This is a genomic window from Nocardioides sp. P4_G10 (assembly GCF_056401175.1).
Genome location: NZ_JBFUJV010000002.1, coordinates 51,241 through 69,696, shown reverse-complemented (window position 1 = coordinate 69,696; position 18,456 = coordinate 51,241). Strand labels below are relative to the sequence as shown.

Annotated in this window: 19 protein-coding genes; 5 read left to right on the top strand and 14 right to left on the bottom strand. The window is 73.2% G+C overall.

What is annotated here, in order from left to right; translation table 11 throughout:
- The first annotated feature begins 17 nt into the window (after positions 1 to 17).
- Together AC1DP1_RS03970 and AC1DP1_RS03965 are read left to right on the top strand one after the other, a co-directional pair.
- A complete protein-coding gene (locus tag AC1DP1_RS03970; RefSeq protein WP_477505736.1) occupies positions 18 to 395 on the top strand; it encodes an MmcQ/YjbR family DNA-binding protein in 378 nt (125 codons plus the stop codon).
- Positions 396 to 437: 42 nt separating this feature from the next.
- Positions 438 to 1,568, top strand: a complete 1,131-nt coding sequence (locus AC1DP1_RS03965; RefSeq protein ID WP_477505735.1) for a heparan-alpha-glucosaminide N-acetyltransferase domain-containing protein — start codon at positions 438 to 440, stop codon at positions 1,566 to 1,568.
- Here the strand turns inward: AC1DP1_RS03965 and AC1DP1_RS03960 are convergent.
- The 14 genes from AC1DP1_RS03960 to AC1DP1_RS03895 all read right to left on the bottom strand — a co-directional run bounded on the left by AC1DP1_RS03960 (position 1,544) and on the right by AC1DP1_RS03895 (position 14,758).
- Complete coding sequence (locus AC1DP1_RS03960) at positions 1,544 to 2,095, bottom strand: protein-L-isoaspartate O-methyltransferase family protein (protein ID WP_457184614.1); 552 nt, start codon at positions 2,093 to 2,095, stop codon at positions 1,544 to 1,546. The genes AC1DP1_RS03965 and AC1DP1_RS03960 overlap by 25 nt on opposite strands.
- Positions 2,096 to 2,105: 10 nt before the next feature.
- Positions 2,106 to 2,585: a cupin domain-containing protein gene (locus AC1DP1_RS03955; RefSeq protein WP_457184613.1), complete on the bottom strand. Its 480-nt coding sequence runs from the start codon at positions 2,583 to 2,585 to the stop codon at positions 2,106 to 2,108.
- Positions 2,586 to 2,595: 10 nt separating this feature from the next.
- A complete protein-coding gene (locus AC1DP1_RS03950) occupies positions 2,596 to 3,015 on the bottom strand; it encodes a VOC family protein (RefSeq protein WP_457184612.1) in 420 nt (139 codons plus the stop codon).
- A 10-nt stretch (positions 3,016 to 3,025) separates the two neighbouring features.
- Positions 3,026 to 3,517: a helix-turn-helix domain-containing protein gene (locus tag AC1DP1_RS03945; RefSeq protein WP_477505734.1), complete on the bottom strand. Its 492-nt coding sequence runs from the start codon at positions 3,515 to 3,517 to the stop codon at positions 3,026 to 3,028.
- A 202-nt stretch (positions 3,518 to 3,719) separates the two neighbouring features.
- Entirely contained in the window at positions 3,720 to 4,874 is a 1,155-nt protein-coding gene (locus AC1DP1_RS03940) for a hypothetical protein (protein WP_477505733.1), read from the bottom strand.
- A 34-nt stretch (positions 4,875 to 4,908) separates the two neighbouring features.
- On the bottom strand, positions 4,909 to 5,460 hold the full coding sequence (locus AC1DP1_RS03935) for an RNA polymerase sigma factor (RefSeq protein ID WP_477505732.1): 552 nt from the start codon (positions 5,458 to 5,460) through the stop codon (positions 4,909 to 4,911).
- Positions 5,461 to 5,537: 77 nt separating this feature from the next.
- The gene (locus tag AC1DP1_RS03930) at positions 5,538 to 6,314 is read right to left on the bottom strand and encodes a DUF1295 domain-containing protein (protein WP_477505731.1); all 777 of its coding nucleotides are present in this window, start codon (positions 6,312 to 6,314) and stop codon (positions 5,538 to 5,540) included.
- The gene (locus AC1DP1_RS03925; protein ID WP_477505730.1) at positions 6,308 to 7,633 is read right to left on the bottom strand and encodes a class I SAM-dependent methyltransferase; all 1,326 of its coding nucleotides are present in this window, start codon (positions 7,631 to 7,633) and stop codon (positions 6,308 to 6,310) included. Before AC1DP1_RS03925 ends, AC1DP1_RS03930 begins: the two co-directional genes overlap by 7 nt.
- Positions 7,630 to 9,018, bottom strand: a complete 1,389-nt coding sequence (locus AC1DP1_RS03920) for a class I SAM-dependent methyltransferase (RefSeq protein WP_477505729.1) — start codon at positions 9,016 to 9,018, stop codon at positions 7,630 to 7,632. The genes AC1DP1_RS03925 and AC1DP1_RS03920 overlap by 4 nt, the downstream gene beginning before the upstream one ends.
- Positions 9,015 to 11,069 carry a DUF1365 family protein gene (locus tag AC1DP1_RS03915; protein WP_477505728.1) on the bottom strand — a complete coding sequence of 685 codons (2,055 nt, stop codon included), beginning with the start codon at positions 11,067 to 11,069 and terminating at the stop codon, positions 9,015 to 9,017. The genes AC1DP1_RS03920 and AC1DP1_RS03915 overlap by 4 nt, the downstream gene beginning before the upstream one ends.
- Positions 11,066 to 11,803, bottom strand: a complete 738-nt coding sequence (locus AC1DP1_RS03910) for an anti-sigma factor (protein ID WP_457184604.1) — start codon at positions 11,801 to 11,803, stop codon at positions 11,066 to 11,068. Before AC1DP1_RS03910 ends, AC1DP1_RS03915 begins: the two co-directional genes overlap by 4 nt.
- On the bottom strand, positions 11,800 to 12,414 hold the full coding sequence (gene sigK / locus AC1DP1_RS03905) for an ECF RNA polymerase sigma factor SigK (protein ID WP_477505727.1): 615 nt from the start codon (positions 12,412 to 12,414) through the stop codon (positions 11,800 to 11,802). Before sigK ends, AC1DP1_RS03910 begins: the two co-directional genes overlap by 4 nt.
- Before the next feature lie 28 nt (positions 12,415 to 12,442).
- Complete coding sequence (locus AC1DP1_RS03900; protein ID WP_477505726.1) at positions 12,443 to 13,102, bottom strand: fasciclin domain-containing protein; 660 nt, start codon at positions 13,100 to 13,102, stop codon at positions 12,443 to 12,445.
- Between the two features lie 114 nt (positions 13,103 to 13,216).
- On the bottom strand, positions 13,217 to 14,758 hold the full coding sequence (locus AC1DP1_RS03895; protein ID WP_457184601.1) for a molybdopterin-dependent oxidoreductase: 1,542 nt from the start codon (positions 14,756 to 14,758) through the stop codon (positions 13,217 to 13,219).
- A 75-nt stretch (positions 14,759 to 14,833) separates the two neighbouring features.
- Here AC1DP1_RS03895 and AC1DP1_RS03890 point away from each other — a divergent pair, with 75 nt between their 5' ends.
- The 3 genes from AC1DP1_RS03890 to AC1DP1_RS03880 all read left to right on the top strand — a co-directional run bounded on the left by AC1DP1_RS03890 (position 14,834) and on the right by AC1DP1_RS03880 (position 18,407).
- Positions 14,834 to 15,604: an enoyl-CoA hydratase-related protein gene (locus AC1DP1_RS03890; protein WP_477505725.1), complete on the top strand. Its 771-nt coding sequence runs from the start codon at positions 14,834 to 14,836 to the stop codon at positions 15,602 to 15,604.
- Between the two features lie 69 nt (positions 15,605 to 15,673).
- Positions 15,674 to 16,114, top strand: a complete 441-nt coding sequence (locus AC1DP1_RS03885) for a hypothetical protein (protein ID WP_457184599.1) — start codon at positions 15,674 to 15,676, stop codon at positions 16,112 to 16,114.
- Between the two features lie 115 nt (positions 16,115 to 16,229).
- Entirely contained in the window at positions 16,230 to 18,407 is a 2,178-nt protein-coding gene (locus AC1DP1_RS03880) for a HelD family protein (RefSeq protein ID WP_477505724.1), read from the top strand.
- Positions 18,408 to 18,456: the final 49 nt, after the last annotated feature.

The following is an 18,456-nucleotide window of genomic DNA, read 5'->3' as shown; positions in this document are numbered from 1 at the left end:
GGTGGCAGGATCGCGCCGTGGCCCTCGCCGACCGTCCCCTCGTGCCCGAGGAGTGGGTGCTGCGCATCGACGCGGTGCTCGGCGCGCTGCCGCGCTGCCGGCAGGAGTCGGCGTGGACCGGCACCCGGTGGCGCGTGGGCAGTGCGACGGTGGCCCACGTCTTCGGCGGGGAGGACCAGCTCTTCCGGATCACCTTCCGCGGCGAGCCCGACGAGGTGGCCGCCTTCGAGCACATGGGTGACCCCTACTTCCGGGCCGGCTGGGGCGGCAACTACATCGGGATGCTCCTCGACGTCGAGACCGACTGGGACGAGCTCGCCGAGCTGCTGACCGACTCCTACTGCATCCAGGCGCCCGCACGCCTCGCCGACCAGGTCGCCCGGCCCGACGCCTGAGCCCACCCGCCCGTTCGCGAGCCGCCCGGCAGGATGGGGCCCATGACCGGGACCCGGAGCGGCCGCCTCGTCGGGCTGGACGTCGCCCGGTGCCTCGCGCTGCTCGGCATGGTCGCCACCCACGTGCTCGACGAGCGCACACCTGCCGGGGACCTCACCACCGCCCAGTGGCTGGCCGGTGGCCGGGCGTCGGCGCTCTTCGCGGTGCTGGCCGGGGTGAGCCTCGCCCTGATGACCCGCGAGCCGCTGCGGGGTCGGCCGCTCGCGCTGCGCACCCTCGGCATCGCCGTCCGGGCGCTGCTGATCGGCGGGCTCGGCCTGCTGCTCGGTGGCCTGGACACCGGCATCGCGATCATCCTCACCTACTACGGCGTGCTGTTCGTCCTGGGCCTGCCGTTCACGCTCCTGGGTGTCCGCTGGCTCCTGCCGCTCACCGTCGCGTGGGTCGCCCTCGCGCCGGTGGTCTCGCACCTGGTGCGACCGCACCTGCCGGAGCGGGGGTTCGACAGCCCGACCTTCCAGCAGCTCGCCGACCCCGGGCAGCTGGCGAGCGAGCTGCTCTTCACCGGCTACTACCCGGTCGTGCCGTGGCTGGCCTACCTCCTCGCCGGTCTCGTGCTCGGGCGCCTCGACCTGCGCGACACCTCGCTGCTCGGCGGCCTGGCCCTCGGCGGACTCTCGGTGGCGGTGCTCGCGACGCAGGTCTCGCAGTCGCTGGTCGACCCGGCGGTCGCGTCGGAGAACGCCACCGGGATGTACGGCACGACGCCCGCCGACGGCGACTGGCACTGGCTGCTGCTCGTCGCGCCCCACTCGGCGACGCCGATCGACCTCGCCCAGACCATCGGCAGCGCGGTCCTGGTGATCGCGCTCTGCCTGCTCGTGGAGCGGCTGCTGCCCCGACCGGCGACCGCCGTTCTCGCCGTCCTCTTCGGAGCGGGCGCGGCGACGCTCACGCTCTACTCGCTCCACGTCGTGATGCGCACCGATGCCGTGTGGCCGCCGGAGGAGCCCTCGACCTACCTCACCCACGTCGTGGTGCTCCTGGCGATCGGGGCGGCGCTCCGGCTGCTCCGGGTCCGCGGACCGCTCGAGGCGGCGGCGAGCCTGCCGGTCCGGCTGGCCCGGAGGTCGGGCCGGCCAGAACCTCAGCGCAGCGGCACGAACCGGTAGCGCCCGTGCTCGGTGGCGACGGCCCCCGGGTTGGTCACCCGCAGCATCGTCCCGTCCACCGGCACCACGAGGACGCCGTCATCGGTGAGCTGGTCGACCAGGGCGAGCGGCAGCTCGTCGGCCATCGCGGAGACGAGGATGCGGTCGTACGGCGCTCCGTCGGGGTCGCCGAGCACCCCGGGCTCCGCCCGACGGATCGACGCCCACGGGCGGTCGGTGCGCGCCAGGTTGCCGGTGCCGAACGACACCAGCTCCGGCTCCAGCTCGACGCCGAGCACCGACCCGGCCGGCCCGACCAGGTGCGCCAGCAGTGCGGTCGTCCACCCGCTCCCCGACCCTACGTCGAGGACCCGCTGGCCGGCGCGGACGTCGAGCAGCCGCAGCATGTCGTCGACGGTGCGGGGCTGGGAGTTGGTCTGGTCCGCCGCGATCGCCAGCGGACCGTCGTACGACGCTCGACGCCGCACCCCGCGCGGGAGGAAGTCCCGGCGCGGGGTGGCGTCGAACGCCGCAGTGACCTGATCCACCCGACCTCGCTCAGACCCAGTGGTTGTCGTGCTCTCGCATGAACCGGTCGTAGGCATCGCCGTCGAGGTTGCCCTTGCCGGCGGCCAGCCCCTCGAAGTAGGCCTCACGAGGCGCACCCGGCGCGAAGTGGAGGAGCATCTTGGCCGCCCCGTCCTGGTTGCGGAAGCCGTGGATCCCGCCGGCGGGGACGTGCGCGAAGTCGCCGGCGTGGCACTTCACCCAGTCGGTGCCGTCGTAGATCGTGACGGTGCCCTCGAGGACGTAGAACGACTCGGTGACGGTGCGGTGGAAGTGCGCGTCGGGGCCGCTCTCGGGGCCGGCGAACTCCCACCGGTAGAGGCCGAACGTGCCTTGGGTGCCCGTGCCCTGGGCGAGGTAGAAGACCTTGTTGCCGTTGGGGTAGACGACGGCGGGCTCGACGTCCGCCGGCACGACGCTGGCGGACACCTCGCCGGAGTCGCCGTGGTAGATCGGCGGTGGGTAGCTCATCGAGGTCCCTTCAGGCCGTGGCCGGCTGGTTGATGCGGACGTGGTTGCCGAACGGGTCGCGGATGCCGAAGTCGGTGCCGTAGGGCTGCTCGACCGGCTCCTGGGTGATCTCGACGCCGGCGTCGCGGAGCGCGGCGTAGGTCGCGTGCACGTCGTCGCTCAGCAGGAAGACGCCGCCGAGGGCACCCTTGGCCACGAGCTCGCGCACCTGTGCGGCGGTCGACTCGTCGTGCATGGGCGCCCCGACGAGCTCGAGCAGGATCGAGGTGTCCTGGCCCGGGACGCCGACGGTCAGCCAGCGCATGAAGCCGAGGTCGATGTCGTCGCGCACCTCGAAGCCGAGGTGGGTGGTGTAGAAGTCCAGCGCCTCGTCCTGGTCGAGGACCGGCACGCTGCGGATGTGGAGGCTGGTGATGTGGTTGGTGTTCATGGCGACGACGCTAGCCAGCGACGACCCCCTCCCGCTTCTCCGAAACCGCTGTCCTCGGGGCGGCCATCCCCTCAGCGCGGCTGGGCACGGCCGGCGCCTGCCGCTCGCGGGGGCGCGTCCATGCGGCGATGAAGCACGACGGAACGGCGACCGGGGTGTGGCCCGCGCGGAACTCCGTGGGTGAGCACCCGACGACGTTGCTGAAGGTGCGGCTGAAGGTGCCGAGGCTGGCGAAGCCGACGTCCCACGCCACGTCGGTCACCGGTCGGTCGGTCTGGCGCAGCAGCGTCATCGCCCGCTCCACCCGACGCCGCTGGAGGTATCGGTGGGGCGTCTCGCCGTAGACGTCCTGGAACACGCGCCCGAACTGCGACACCGACAGGTGGGCGATGGCGGCAAGGGTGGGTACGTCGAGGGGCTCGGCGTAGCGGCGGTCCATCTCGTCGCGGGCGCGCAGCATCCGTCGGTTGGTGTCCTCCTGCGCGGAGAGCGGGCGGCCCATGCCACCGAACCTAACGCGTGACGCGGACAGTGCGGGGCCGACGGGGACACGACAACGGCATGACCCCGGGGGAGGGCCATGCCGTCGTCTGTGCGTTGGTAGGACGTGGATCTCGCGGTTCTGGGGGGATCCCGTACGTCGGCGGGAGGTCGACGTGCGGGGTGCGAGAGCCGGTCCTGCGGAACGCGGCCGCCGCCGGGAGTCACCCGGACGTGTGTGCGCCGCCCCCCTTGTCCGGGGTCCCCGAGCTGCCGGGGCCGGTCGGCCTGGTGGTCGGGCTGGCTGGAGCTGCAGGACTGGTGGGGGTGGCCGGCGTGGTCACCGGGCTCGGGTTCGACGAGCTGCCGGACTTCCCCGGCCCGTTGCCGTTCCCGTTGCCGTTGTTGGTCTGGCTGTTCGGGTTCGGCTGGTTCGTCGAGCCGTTGTTCTGGCTGCCCGAGCTGTTGTTGCCCGAGCTGGCGTTGCTGCCGGCGTTGTTGTTGCCGGAGCCCTGGTTGCCCTGGTTGCCCTGGTTGCCCTGGTTGCCCTGGTTGCCCTGGTTGCCCTTCGTAGGCTGGTCGGTGGGCTTGCCGGGAGACGGGGTCGGCTTGGCGGTCTGCTTCGGCGGACCGATGAGGTCGATGCAGTAGGTGGCGATCCGGTCGGCACCGCCGGCCTGGGTCGCGAGCGCGAGGAAGGCGGCGCTGTCGAGCGACGAGCCGACGTCGGAGCGGTCGGTGGCCTGGAAGGCCCGGCAGAGGCCCTCGAAGCTGGGCGACGGGGTGGCCGGACCGTCGGAGGTCGCGGACGGGGACTCCGACGGTGACTGGGACGGAGTGGCGGACGGGGACCCGGGCGACGCCGTCGAGCTGGAGGAACCGGTCGACCCGGAGGTGCTGGGCGAGCCGCTGGTCGACCCGGAGGGGCTGCCGTCCGTGCTGCCGCTGTCACCCGGAGTGACGGAGCCGGCCGCGCCGCGCGGTGCGTCGGCCGTGGCGTCGCTGGCCCGGTCGGACGCCTGGCCGGGAAGGGCGGGCAGCCCCGGCAGGTCGGGCAGGCCCGGGAGGCCGGTGGTGCTGGCGAGGGCGAAGCCGCCGGAGGTGAGGGCGACGACGGCGCCGGTCGCGATCACGGCCCGGGCGGCGGCGCGGCTCCCGAGGCGCGAGGGCGAGACGTAGCCGATCCTGGTCGACGGTGCCGGCGAGAGTCGCGCGGCCTGGAAGGCCGCTGCTGCTGCGTCCTCGCCGTGGAGCTCGCTCGGGTGTGCGGGAGCACTGGCGGCGGTGAGGGCCCACCCGAGGACGCTGTCGTGCTCCGCGGGGGCGTCGAGCAGGCGCTCGGCATCACGGCGGGACAGGCGGGGGTCCGGGGTGCTCATCTCACTCCCTTCAGCGTCACGGCAGTCACAGGTGTTACGGCTCCTCGGAGATTCGCTTGGCCAGCTGCTTGAGGCCGCGGTGGGCCGCAGCGCGCACGGCGCCCGGGCGCTTGCCGAGGATGCGGGCCGCGGTGGGGGCGTCGAAGCCGAGCACCGTGCGCAGCATGATGGCCTCCGCCTGGTCGCGGGGCAGGCTGCCGATCAGTCGGATGACCGCCTCGGACTCGGCCCTGCCGATGATGTCGGCCTCGACGTCAACGTCGTCCGGTAGGTCCACGAGGTCCTCGACCGAGTCGTCGGCGACGGGCCGGCGCCGGGCGTGGCGCAGGTGGTCGAGGGCGCGGTTGCGGCCGATCGTGGTGATCCACCCGCGGAAGCCGTCAGCGTCGCCGCTGAACCGGTCGAGGTCGCGGAAGGCCTGCGCCCAGGCCTCGCTGGCGACGTCCTCGGCCTCGACGGGGCCGACGAGGACGGTGAGGTAGCGCAGGAGCGATGGCTGGACATGACGGTAGACGACGCGGAACGCCGCCTCGTCCCCCGCCTGCATCGCCTCGACGGCGCAGTCGAGCCCCTCCTGCTCACCCACCGGCGCATTGTCACCCGAAGACGGTCGTCACGCCCACAGAACCCCCCCTGCGGGCGCCCGGAGATCCCGCTCCGACCTCAGCCCCGCGGGGGACGCGGGACGAACAGCGGCACCCGGGCGGCGTACTCGTCCCACCCCTCACGCTGCGACATCGTCCGCTCCAGCAGCTTGGCGCCGGTCACGTTGCGCACGAAGTACGTCATCGCGGCGGGCGCCCACACGGTGAGCAGGCCCGGTAGCCAGCCCACCGCCAGCGCGCCCGCGATCCAGAGGCCCCACCACACGCAGGCGTCGCCGAAGTAGTTGGGGTGCCGGCTCCAGCCCCACAGGCCCGTGTCGAGGATCCGTGGGCGCGACTCGCGCGGCCGGGCCTTGTAGGCCTCGAGCTGCGCGTCGCCGACGACCTCGAAGAACACCCCCACCGCCCAGACCACGACACCCGCCCACACCACGGGCCACCAGCGGACGTCGTACGCCGCCGCGACCTGGAGCGGCGCGGAGATGAGGAACGCGACGACGGCCTGCGTCAGGAAGACCTTGGTGACGACGCGTCCGGCGCCGGCGGACCAGCCCGGCCCGCCGAGCATCTTCTCGTAGCGGGGGTCCTCGCCGTGCCCGCGCGAGCGGCGCCCGATGTGCCACGCGAGGCGGCCGCCCCACGCGGTGACGAGGGCGGCGAGGAGCCAGGAGTGGGCGTCGGGCCACACGAGCGCCAGGGCGAGGGCGATCGCGACGAACGCCAGCCCCCAGGCCACGTCGACCACGGCGACCCGGTCCAGACGACGGCTCACCGCCGCCGTCGACCCCATGACGACGGCGGCGGCGAGGAGCGCGACCAGTGCGGCACTCAGCACGCGCGCACCGCCGGCAGGGTGTGAGGACCGCCGGGGCGGACGGCCAGGACCTGGTCGACGCCCATCCGGCCGTCGCGGAAGGCGAGGGCGCCGCCGACGAGGTAGAGCCGCCAGACGCGGACGACCTCCTCGCCGACGAGCTCCTGGAGCCGGGGCAGGTTGGCCTCGAAGTTGGCCATCCAGCCCGCCACGGTGTGCACGTAGTGCTCGCGCATCGCGTGCACGTCACGCACCTCGAGCCCGCCCGCCTCGATCAGGCCGACGGTCTCGCCGACCGGCCGCATCGTCATGTCGGGGGCGATGAACGACTCGATGAACGGGCCGCCGCCCGGGTGCTTGCCGCCGCCGGCGCCCTGGCGCGACATCTGCTGGACGAGAACCCGCCCGCCCGGCCGGACCGAGCGGCGCAGCACCTCGACGTAGGTCGGGTAGTTGCGCGCACCGACGTGCTCGCCCATCTCCAGCGAGCCGACAGCGTCGAAGTGGTCGCGCTCGGGCACCTCGCGGTAGTCCTGCAGCCGGATCTCGACCCGGTCCTGCAGCCCGCGCTCGGCGATCCGGGCGTCGATGAACGCCTTCTGCTCCGCCGAGATCGTCACCCCGGTGACCTGCGCCCCGAAGTGCTCGGCCGCGTGCAGGGACAGCGAGCCCCACCCGCAGCCCACGTCAAGCATCCGCATGCCGGGCTCGAGGCCGAGCTTGGTGCAGACGAGGTCGAGCTTGGCGCGCTGCGCCTCCTCGAGCGAGACGTCGGGGGAGGCGTGGTAGCCGCAGCTGTAGGCCATCTGCGGCTCGAGGACGAGGGAGTAGAACTCGTTGGAGAGATCGTAGTGGTGGCTGATCGACGACCGGTCGCGGGCGAGGCTGTGCAGCCGTCCCGTGACCTGCGCCTGCGAGGCCGGGGGCGCTGGGGGTCGGCCCAGCGCGCCGAGCCCGGCGGCGGTGCGGACCGCGTCGACCAGGGCGCGCGGCGAGAGGCGCACGCCGGACAGCCCGCGCTCGGCGCCGACCTCGAAGGCGTGCGTCAGCGCGGAGCCGAGGTCCCAGCCGTCCTGCTCGGGGACGTCGAGCTCGCCGGTCACGTAGGCCTGGGCAGCGCCGAGCTCGCCCGGGTGCCACAGCAGCCGGCGCAGCGCGTCGGGCGACCGAAGGACCACCAACGGGGCGCCGGCCGGTCCGGCGACCGAGCCGTCCCATGCCTGCAGGCGCACCGGCAGGTCGCCGCCGATGAACGGGCGGACCGCCGCGGCGAGGCGGTCGGCGACGCCCGCGGAGGTCAGCGTGGTGTCGGACGGCGCGGTCCGGGTCGCGGGTGTCACCGGTCCTCCCGGGTGAAGGTGAGCTGCGAGACGTCGAGGTAGCCGCTCGCGAAACCGGCCTGCGAGTAGGCGAGGTAGAAGTGCCAGACCCGCATGAAGAGGTCGTCGAAGCCGAGGGCGAGGACGGCGTCGCGCTGGGCGAGGAACCGGCGGTCCCAGCGGCGCAGCGTCTCGGCGTAGTGGTCGCCCATGGCGAGCTGCCCGGTCAGCCGGAGGGTGGTCTCGCCGCGGGTGACCTGGTCGATGACCTCGACGCTGGGCAGGAAGCCGCCGGGGAAGATGTACTTGTTGATCCAGGTGTGGCCGTCGCGCGTGGCGAGCATCCGGTCGTGCGGCATCGTGATCGCCTGGATGGCGACCCGGCCGCCGGGCGCCAGCACGCGGTCGATGGTGCCGAAGTAGGTGCCCCAGAACTCGTGGCCCACGGCCTCGATCATCTCCACGGACAGCACGGCGTCGTACGTCGCACCGGTGGCGGCGAGCGCGCGGTAGTCCATCAGCTCGACGTGGACGCGGTCGGCGAACCCGGCCGCGGCGATCCGCCTCTCGGCGAGCTCGAGCTGCTCGACCGACAGCGTGATCGTGTGGACGCTCGCGCCGCGCCGGGCGGCGCGGATGGCGAGCTCGCCCCACCCGGTGCCGATCTCGAGGACGCGGGTGCCGGCGGTGACTCCGGCCTCGTCGAGGAGGCGCTCGACCTTGCGACCCTGCGCGTCCGCGAGGTCGGGGCTGTGGACGGTCGGGTCCCGGTCGTCGGTGGGCTCTGGTGGAGTGGCGACCAGGTGGTCACCGACGGAGCCGGGGCCCGCCCCGGCCGGGAGGACGGAGGTGTCGAAGAGCGCGGACGAATAGCTCAGGGTCTCGTCGAGGAAGAGCGCGAAGAGCTCGTTGGACAGGTCGTAGTGGTGCGAGATGTTGGCCTGGCTGTTGGCCTCGGTGCTCCGCTGGTGATGGGGCAGCCGGGGCATCACGAGGGCGCGGAGGCGCTGCAGCGGCTCGGGCACCAGCGTGGACATGCGGGCTGCCGGCACGGTGAGGAAGCCGGCCAGGTCGTCGGCGTCCCAGGCGCCGGTCAGGTAGGCCTCGCCGAAGCCGATCAGGCCGTCACGGCCCACCCGGGCGTAGAACTCCTCGGGCCGGTGCAGGCGCATCAGCGGTCCGCCGCGCCCGAACCGGCGACCGGTCGGCTCCTCCACGACCGTGATGTCGAGGCGGGCGACGGCGGCGCGGAAGAGGCGGCGCGCGACGGCGGCCGAGACCGCGGTGCGGGGGCCGGCGGGCAGCTGCTCGAGGGCGGGCATGCCCCGCCGCTCCTCCCGGTGGTCGAGGAAGGCGCCCTGGCGCCTGTCACGAGACCGGTCTTCGTGGTTCTTCTCGAGGGTCATCGGACTCCCTCCTGTCGGTGGGTGGTCTGTGGTCGGGGGCGGACCGGCAGCCGGCGGGCCCACAGCCAGATGCCGTGCGCGCGGATGAGTGCGCTGCCACGCAGGGTCGCGCCGATAGTCCGGCGGACGGGCACGTCGCTGCGGGCGCCGGTGAGGCTCGCGCTGAACGGCGCGGACCCGTCGTCGTGACCACGCAGCGTGATCGCGATGTCGAGGCGGTCGGTCGGGACGGGCACGGCGACGTCGTACGAGCCATCGACGCCGTGGAAGGGCGAGACGTAGAGCGCCTTGTCGGTGCGGGCGCGGCCCTGCCCGTCGGGGTGGACGAGGTAGGCGTGCCGGTCGCCGTAGGTGTTGTGCACCTCGACGACCACGCCTGCCTGGCGGGCCTCGTCGTCGAAGCACCAGAAGACGCTGATCGGGTTGAAGCAGTGACCGAGGGAGCGCGGGTGCGCCGCCATCAGGATCGTGCCGGGACGGTCGCCGTCGCCGAGCGAGACGCCGTTGTCGGCGAGGAACGACTCGACGTTGTCGCGCAGCGTGGCGTCGGGCGCACCGAGGTGGTCGCGCGCCTCGAACCGCGCCAGCACGCCGTGGTCGGGCAGGTCGTCGAGGTCGACGAGCCAGAAGGTCGAGTGGTGCTCGAAGGTGCGCCGGAACGGGCTGCGCCGGGTGTGGCGGATGGTGGTCTCGAAGCGACCCGGCCGCGGCAGCGTCGGGGTGGTGCGGACCCAGGGGAGGCCGAGGTGGGTGGCCGCCGCGAGACCCGAGCGGGCGCCGTCCTCGTGGAAGCCCCAGCCGTGGTACGCCCCGGCGAAGGCGATCCGCGACGTGTTGATCTCGGGCAGCCGGCGCGACGCGGCCACCGCCGCGGGCGTGTAGAGCGGGTGCTCGTACTCCATCCGGTCGATCACGCTCGCCGGGTCGACGAGGTCCTCGCCGCCCAGGGTGACGAGGTAGTGGGTGTCGGTGGGCAGCCGCTGGAGGCGGGTGAGGTCGTAGGTGACCGTGACGCCGCCCTGCGACGTCGCAGGCTCGGTCGCAGGGCGGTGGAAGTTCCACGACGCCCGTGCGTCGGGGGCGGTCGGGAGCAGGGAGGTGTCAGTGTGGAGGAGCGCGGGGTTGCTGCTGTAGGGCAGCGCGGAGAGGACCTCGCGCTGGAGGTCGGTGGGCGACTCGAGCATCGCGAGCGCGTGCGAGGGGTGCGTGGCGACCACGACCGCGTCGAAGCGGGTGGTGGCGCCGCTGCCGTCGGTGACCTCGACACCGTCGGCGAGCTCGTGCACCGACGTCACCTTGGTCTCCAGCCGGACCTCCTGCAGGCCGGCGGCCACCGCGGCGACGTACGTCGCCGAGCCGCCCGTGACGGTGCGCCACTCCGGCGAGCCGAAGACGCCGAGCATCCCGTGGTGCTCGAGGAAGGTGAAGAGGTAGCGGGCGGGGTAGTCCAGGGACGTCGCCGGGTCGCACGACCAGACGGCCGCCACCAGCGGCTCCATGAAGTGCCGGACGAAACCGGGCGAGAAGCCGCCGTCGCGCAGGAAGTCGCGCAGCGTCTGGTCGGCCTCTGCGTCATGCGAACCCGCACCAGTAGGTGCCGATCCGGATGACGCAGCGCCGTCGGCGAGCACGGCCTTCGCCCGGCGGTGGAAGCGGGGGATCTCCAGCAGCATCCGCCAGTGGTCGCGCGAGCGGAGCGAGGACCGCTGGGCGAACAGGCCGCGCGCGCCGAGCGCACCGGCGTACTCGACACCGGTGCCGGCGTCGCTGACCGACAGGGACATCTCCGAGGGCTGGGTCGCCACCCCGAGCTCGGCGAAGAGCCGCAGCAGGGTGGGGTAGGTCCGACGGTTGTGGACGATGAAGCCCGTGTCGATGGCCAGCTCGCCGTCGGGGGTCGCGACGCGGTGGGTGTCGGCGTGGCCACCCAGGCGGTCGTCGGCCTCGTAGAGGGTCACGTGGGCGGTGCGCGAGGCCACCCAGGCAGCGGTGAGCCCCGCCACGCCGGAGCCGACGACGGCGATCCGCTGTGGCGTGGTGGCGGCGCTCATGTCGCCTCGGCCAGGTCGAACACGGCGATCGGGTCGCTGGTGGGCTGCTTGGAGCCTCCGTCCGGCTCGACCGTGATGCCGACGGCGGCGGCTGCCCCGGCGGACCCGTCGAGGACGACCGTCTGGTCGGGCTCGTCGGGCATCAGCCCGGCGGAGACGAACGTGTCGCCGTCGATGAACCACAGCTCGTAGTCCTTGCCCGAGGGGGCGGAGGCCATGTCCTCGGTGGTGATCACCGCACGGTCCTGGGACTTCGACCGGGTGAGGGTCGCGTTGCCTGCTTCGCCGAGGTCGACGGAGACCGCCTGAGCGTCGGGCGCCTGCAGGACCTGCTCGGCCGCGGTCAGGCGCTGGACGTCGTCGGACGGGGCCCAGGGCTGCGTCACCAGGGCGCCGACCCCGACGATGAGCGCGAGTGCCGCCGCGACCAGAAAGGGCATCCAGCCCCGCCCCCGTGCTGCCGGGCGGTCGGCGTGGCGCGACGGGGAGGCGGTCACCTCAGGGGCGAGCGGGCGGATCTGGGAGATGCCGGCGAGGACCGAGTCGCGCAGGGCCGCCGGTGGCGGGACCGCGACGGTCTCGGACAGCAGCGCCGCCGTCTCGCGGAGCTCGGCGACCTCGGCCCTGCAGTCCTCGCACGTCGCGAGGTGCTGCTCGAACCGCGCACGCTCGAGCTCGTCGAGAGCGTCCATGGCGTAGGCGCCCGTGAGCTTGTGGATGTCCATCTCACTCATGACGCCACTCCCATCAGGTCCCGCAGGCGGATCAGTCCGTCGCGTATTCGTGTCTTCGCCGTCCCGAGCGGGACGTCCAGCAAGGTGGCCACCTCGGTGTGCGTGTAGCCGCCGAAGTAGGTGAGCTCGACGGCCTGGCGCTGCACGTCGGTCAGGGTGGCGACCGCGCCGCGGACGCGGGCTGCATCGAGCGAGGCGTGTGCGGCCTCGGAGGTCTGGTCGTGGTCGGTCGGCGCGGCCTCGCGGTTCCACGTCTCGTCGCGGGACGTGGCGGCCTCGACCGAGCGGATCCGGTCGACGGCCTTGCGGTGGACGATCGTCAGCAGCCAGCCGACGGCGCTCCCGCGCCCGGCGTCGTACCTCGTGCTGGATCGCCAGGCGTCGAGGTAGGCCTCCTGGGTGACCTCCTCGGCGTGTGCCGGGTTGCGGACCACGCGAAGCGCCAAGCCGTAGGCCCGTGCGGACGTCGCGTCGTAGAACGCGGCGAAGGCCGCTTCGTCGCCCAGCGCCGCCTGCCGGAGCAGGTCGGCCAGCCGAGCCGGGTCGCCCCCGGACGGGACGCCCTCGGGCGCCCCGTCCGGTACGGGCCTCACGTGGTCCACGTCAGTCATCCTTACGTAGTGGTCGTCAGCCGACGACTCACATCTCCGGCATCAGGACCTGGTCGACCACGTAGACGGTGGCGTTGGCGGTCTGCACGTTGCCGCACACGACGCTGGCGTCACCGATGGTGAAGTCCTCGCCCTCGCCCTCGACGGTGAGCATGTCACCGGCCAGGGTCTCGTGCTCGCCCGCCACGTCCTCAGGGCTGAGGCGCTCGCCGATCACGTGGTGGGTCAGGACGGTCGTCAGCATCTCCTTGTCCTTCAGGAGCGCGTTGAGGTCCTTCTTCGGGATCGCGGCGAACGCGTCGTCGGTCGGGGCGAAGACGGTGAGGTTCTCGGCCGAGTTGAGCGTGTCCACCAGGTCGGCCTCGGTCACCGCGGCGACGAGCGTCTTGAGGAGCGGGTTGTTGGACGCGGCGGTCGCGACCGGGTCGTCGGCCATGCCCTCGACGGAGCCCTCACCGGAGGTGGGGACGCCGGCGCAGCCGGGGCCGAACGGCGCGTCGGCGGCCATCGGCTCCTCGGACTCCATCGGCGACTCCGACTCCATGGGGGTCTCGGAGCTCGACTCGGACGTGGTGGGCTCGGACGCGTTGCCGCTGTCGCTGTCGCTGCCACAGGCAGCCAGGCCCATCGACGCGGTCAGCGCAAGGGCGGCGAGCCCCATCGAGCGGGTGCGGAGCTTGGTGTTCATGACACTGCCTTTCGGTTTGGAGCGGGGGGTCTCGGTGGGCCCGGAGGCCCGGCGCGGAACCTGCGCCACTCACCGCCAGGCGACGCCGCGGCGGGGATCAGGCGGTCAGGCGGATCAGGCGATGAGGACCGAGATCTCCTGCAGTCCGCTCGAGCCCTCGGGGAAGGGACGCATCCGGACGTCGGTCTGCACGTCGCCGTCCTTGTTGGTGGCGCGGGAGGCGATGAGGTGCCGTCCCGGCTCGGCGTCCCACTCGAGGTACCACTGGCGCCAGTAGTCGTCGTTGACCTGGGGGCCGAGCTTCGCGGGCTGCCAGGGTCCACCGTCGACGCGGACCTCGACCTTGTCGATGCCGACGCCCTGAGCCCAGGCGATGCCGCCGATGACCACGGAGCCGGCGTCGGTCTCCGACAGCGGCTTGGGGGTGTCGATGCGGCTCGAGATCTTGATCGGTGCGTCGACGACCCAGTCACGCTCGGTCCAGTACGCCTGCTCGGCGTCGTACGTCGTCAGCGTCATGCGGGTGATCCACTTGCACGCGCTGACGAAGCCGTAGAGCCCGGGGACGACCATCCGCGCGGGGAAGCCGTGGGTGCGGGGCAGGGGGCCGCCGTTCATGCCGATCGCGATGATCGCGTCGCGCCCGTCGAGCGCCACGTCGAGCGGCGTGGAGATCGTCATCCCGTCGACGTCGGTGGACAGGATCTGGTCGGCCTTCGTCGAGTCGATGCCGGCCCGGGCGAGCACGGCGGCGAGGGGCACGCCCAGCCAGCGGGCGCCGCCGACGTAGGGTCCGCCGACCTCGTTGGATACGCAGGTGAGCGTGATGTCGCGCTCGACGGTGTCCATCGCGGCGAGGTCGTCGAAGGTCAGCGTGACCTCCTGGTCGACGTCGCCGTCGATGGTGAGGGTCCACGACTCGACGTCCACGGTGGGGAGCGTCAGCCGGGTGTCGACCCGGTAGAAGTCGCCGGTCGGGGTGCGCAGCGGCGTGATGCCGTCGTACATCTCCTCGAGACCGGTGGGGAAGGACGACGCGGGGTCGGTGGCCACCGGCAGGGCGACGTCCGTCCCGCCGAGGCGGTACGACGTCACCCAGCGACCGAGGCCCCCCATGGCCACTGCAGCCGCAGCGAGTGCGCCGGAGGCCAGCACGACCCCGCGTCGAGTGGGACCGTCGCCCCCCGGCGACGGTTCCGTGTGACCCCGGTCGTCGACACGGTGCAGCCACCACAGCGAGGTGGCTCCGACCGCGGCGGCGACCAGGGCAGGTACGAGGTCCAGCGGCCCGGAGCCCGGGCGCAGGACGGCCAGCACTCCCGCGACGCCGGCCAGGCCCACCAGGACGAGGAGTCCGGGGGTCTCGCGGCGTGCGGTGACGATGCCGGCGACGGCGGCCAGCAGCAGCACGACCAGCGTGACCGAGCCGACCAGGACCAGCTTGTCGGCGCTGCCGAACTCCCGGATGGCCCACTCCTTGAGCGGGGTGGGCGTCAGGTCGATGACGGTCGAGCCGACCGCGAGCACCGGGGACGCCGCCGGAACGGTCAGCGCCGCGACCAGGTGGGCGGCGGCGAGACCGACGATGGTGGCGAGCACGCCGTACGCCGCGTGGCGCAGGGTGCGCGGCCGGGACCGCTGGTCGGGGGAGTGCATGGGGGGTGTTCGGTGCCGTCGGGCTGGCGGATGGGTCGGAGGGTCCTCCGCCGGGTTTGCGGCAGGATGACCGCCATGACCGCCCCGACCGACCAGGCCCCCGCAGAGCTGGTGCACTACGCCGTGGCCGACGCCGTCGCCACGATCACCCTCGACAGCCCCGCCAACCGCAACGCCCTGAGCCGACAGCTCGTCACCGAGCTCTTCGCCCACCTCGAGCGCGCCGGCGCGGACCCCGACGCGCGGGCCGTGCTGATCGAGAGCTCGGGCAAGGTCTTCTGCTCCGGCGCCGACCTCACCGAGGCGTCGAGCGAGGGCATGGAGGCCGGCACCCGCCGCATCGTCGACCTGCAGCGGCTGATCGCCACCCTCGACAAGCCGGTCGTGACCAAGAACCTCGGTGCCGTCCGCGCCGGCGGCATCGGCATCGTCGCCGCGGCCGACATCGCCATCAGCGCCGAGGACGCCACCTTCGCGCTCACCGAGGTGAAGCTCGGTCTGGCCGCCGCGATCATCAGCCTCACCGTCCACCACCGGATGACCCCGCGCGCCGCGGCCCTGACCACGCTCGGCGGCGAGGTGTTCACCGGCGCCGAGGCGGCGGCGTACGGGCTGGTGACGAAGGCGGTGCCGGCCGACGACCTCGACTCCGAGGTCGCCGCCGTGTGCGCCAGCCTGGCGACCGGTGCTGCGCAGGGCCTCCGGGAGTCCAAGCGCATCCTCAACCGCGACCTCGTCGCGCGCATCGACGCGCTCGGCGAGGAGATGGCCGAGACCAGCACCCGGCTGTTCGCCTCCGACGAGGCCCGCGAGGCGATGACTGCCTTCCTCTCCCGCAAGAAGTAGCCACGGGCTGCATCCACGGGTGGCATCCGGTCGGAGAAGGGTGAGGACCCACTTCGAAGGAGGCCGCCCGTGGGCGTCATCGACGATCGACCGCTCGTCCTCGTCACACTCCTCCTCGTCGCGGCGGGGCACCTCGGGTTCCAGCTGACCGTGTCGCTGGTCGTCTATCCCGCGCTGGGTGAGGTCGGGGACGAGGCGTGGCCGGCGGCACACGAGCGGCACGCCCGTCGGATCGCTCCGCTCGTCGGCGCGCTCTACGTCCCGCTCGTTCTCGTCCTGGCCTGCACAGCGGCGACGGAGCCGGAGGCGGCGGGCACGTGGCTGGCCCTGGTCGGCGGGGCGCTGTCGGTGGTGAGCACGGCCGTCATCGCCGCGCCCTTGCACGGGCGGCTGGCCACCGTGCCGGCAGGGGAACGAACGGAGCTGCTCGGCGACCTCGGTCGCGTGGACCTGATCCGCACGGCCGGCGCGGTGGTGTGCCTGCTGGGCGCCGTGCTGCTCCTGTCGTGAGGGTCGTGCGGTCCAGGATCGTCGAGAAGTCGGTGGTCGTCGGTGCTCGCCGGTACGCTTGTCCGCCTGCCCGGGACCGTTGGGCAGTGGTTCATGGGGGATGAGGAGCAAGAGCTTGAGCGAGGATCTCGAGGCGCGGGAGATCGCGGCGGAGCAGACGTACGTCGACGAGGTCTACGTGCAGCTCGACGCGTCCACCCGCAACGCGCGGGCGTTGGCCGCCGAGGGCCACAGCCGCGGCAAGCTGGAGCACGAGGGCGGCCTCGTCGAGCGCGACGCGATGGTCTTCCAGGCTGCCAAGCGCATTGCCCAGCTCGACGCCGCCCACGAGGGCCTGGTCTTCGGCCGCCTCGACCTCGACCCGTCGATCGACCGGTTGCCGCGCTACATCGGCCGCATCGGCGTGCGCAACGCCGACCGTGACGTGCTGCTCATCGACTGGCGGGCGCCGGCAGCCGGCGTGTTCTACCAGGCCACCGCGGCCACCCCGTCCGGCGTCGTACGCCGACGCGTGCTGCGCTCGTTGCACCGCACCGTCATCGGCGTCGAGGACGAGCTCCTCGACCAGGAGGCCGAGACCGACCTCCCGATCGTCGGCGAGGGCGCGCTGATGGCGCAGCTCTCGCGCGCCCGCGACCGCTCGATGCACTCCATCGTCGCCACCATCCAGGCCGAGCAGGACCAGGCGATCCGCGCGCCCGGCAAGGGCGTCGTGTCGATCTCCGGCGGCCCCGGCACCGGCAAGACGGTCGTCGCCCTGCACCGCGCCGCGTTCCTGCTCTACTCCGACCGCCGCCGCTACGAAGGCGGCGGCGTGCTGGTCGTGGGTCCCAGCGGCGTGTTCATGCGCTACATCGAGCGCGTCCTGCCGAGCCTGGGCGAGACCGCCGTCGCGCTGCGCTCGCTCGGTGAGGTCGTCGGCGGCATCCGCGCCACGCGCCACGACGAGCCGGCGGTCGCCGACGTCAAGGGCGCGACCCGGATGGCCGAGCTGCTGCGCCGCACCGCCCGCCAGCACGCGCCGGGCGCGCCGACGAGCTTCCGGATCTACTGGCGCGACGAGACCCTCGTGCTCGACCCCGGCCTGCTCGGCCGGCTGCGTCGCCAGCTGATGTCGCAGGGCCGTCGCAACCGCCAGCTGCCGCGGGTGGCCAAGACGCTGCTCGACGCCATGTGGCGACAGGTCCAGGGCGAGCGCGGGCGCGAGCGGGGGCGTGAGGCCTTCGAGGACGACATGCTGGGCCACGAGGGGTTCGTGGACTTCGCGACGGCCTGGTGGCCGCCGCTCGACGCCCAGACGGTCTTCGGCTGGCTCCGCGAGCCCGACTTCCTCGCTCGGGTGGGCGAGGGCGTGATCAGCCGCGAGGAGCAGCTGGTGCTCCTCAAGTCGTGGGCCGACGGTGGCCTGTCGATCGAGGACGTCCCGCTCGTCGACGAGCTCCGCTACGCCCTCGGCGACGTCCCGCAGCGCACCGACGACGAGCGCGACCTCGACGAGACCGGCCTGCTCGAGGGCGGCGTCGACCTCCAGGAGCTCACCACCATCTCCGAGCGCGAGTACGCGCCCGGCGGGCTGGCCTGGTCCGCGCCGACCCACCGCATCGAGGACGACGGCTACGCCCACGTCCTCATCGACGAGGCGCAGGACCTCACCCCGATGCAGTGGCGCATGGTCGGTCGCCGCGGCCGCACCGCGAGCTGGACGATCGTCGGCGACCCGGCGCAGTCGTCGTGGCCCGATGCCCCGGAGGCCGCCTCCGCGCGGGCAGAGGCTCTCGAGGGCAAGGAGCTCCACGAGTTCCACCTGTCCACCAACTACCGCAACTCCGCCGAGATCTACGCCTTCGCCGCCGACTACGCCCGCCGGGTGGGGCTCGACGCCGACCTCCCTGAGGCCGTACGCCGGACGGGTGAGGAGCCGCGGGTCGTCGGCCCCGTCCAGGACCTCGAGGCCGCCGTGCGCGAGGCGGTCACCTCGACCGCCGCTCGCGTGGAGGGCACCGTCGGCATCGTCGTACCCGTCGCCCGCCGCTCGGAGGTCAACGCGTGGCTGGCGTCGTGGCCCGAGGTGGCCGACGACGCGGCCGGGGCCCGCGCGGCCGTCGACTCGAGCGTCACGCCGAGCGGTGAGGACCGCGTCGTCGTGCTGACGGGCCTCGACACGAAGGGGCTGGAGTTCGACGGCATCGTGGTCGTCTCGCCGCAGGAGATCGAGGACGAGTCGGTCACCGGCCGGGCGACCCTCTACGTCGTGCTCACCCGCGCGACGCAGCTGCTGACGACCGTCGGCTGACGCGCGCCACCTCCGTCGCGACGTTGCCGGGGGCACGTATCGTCGGCGG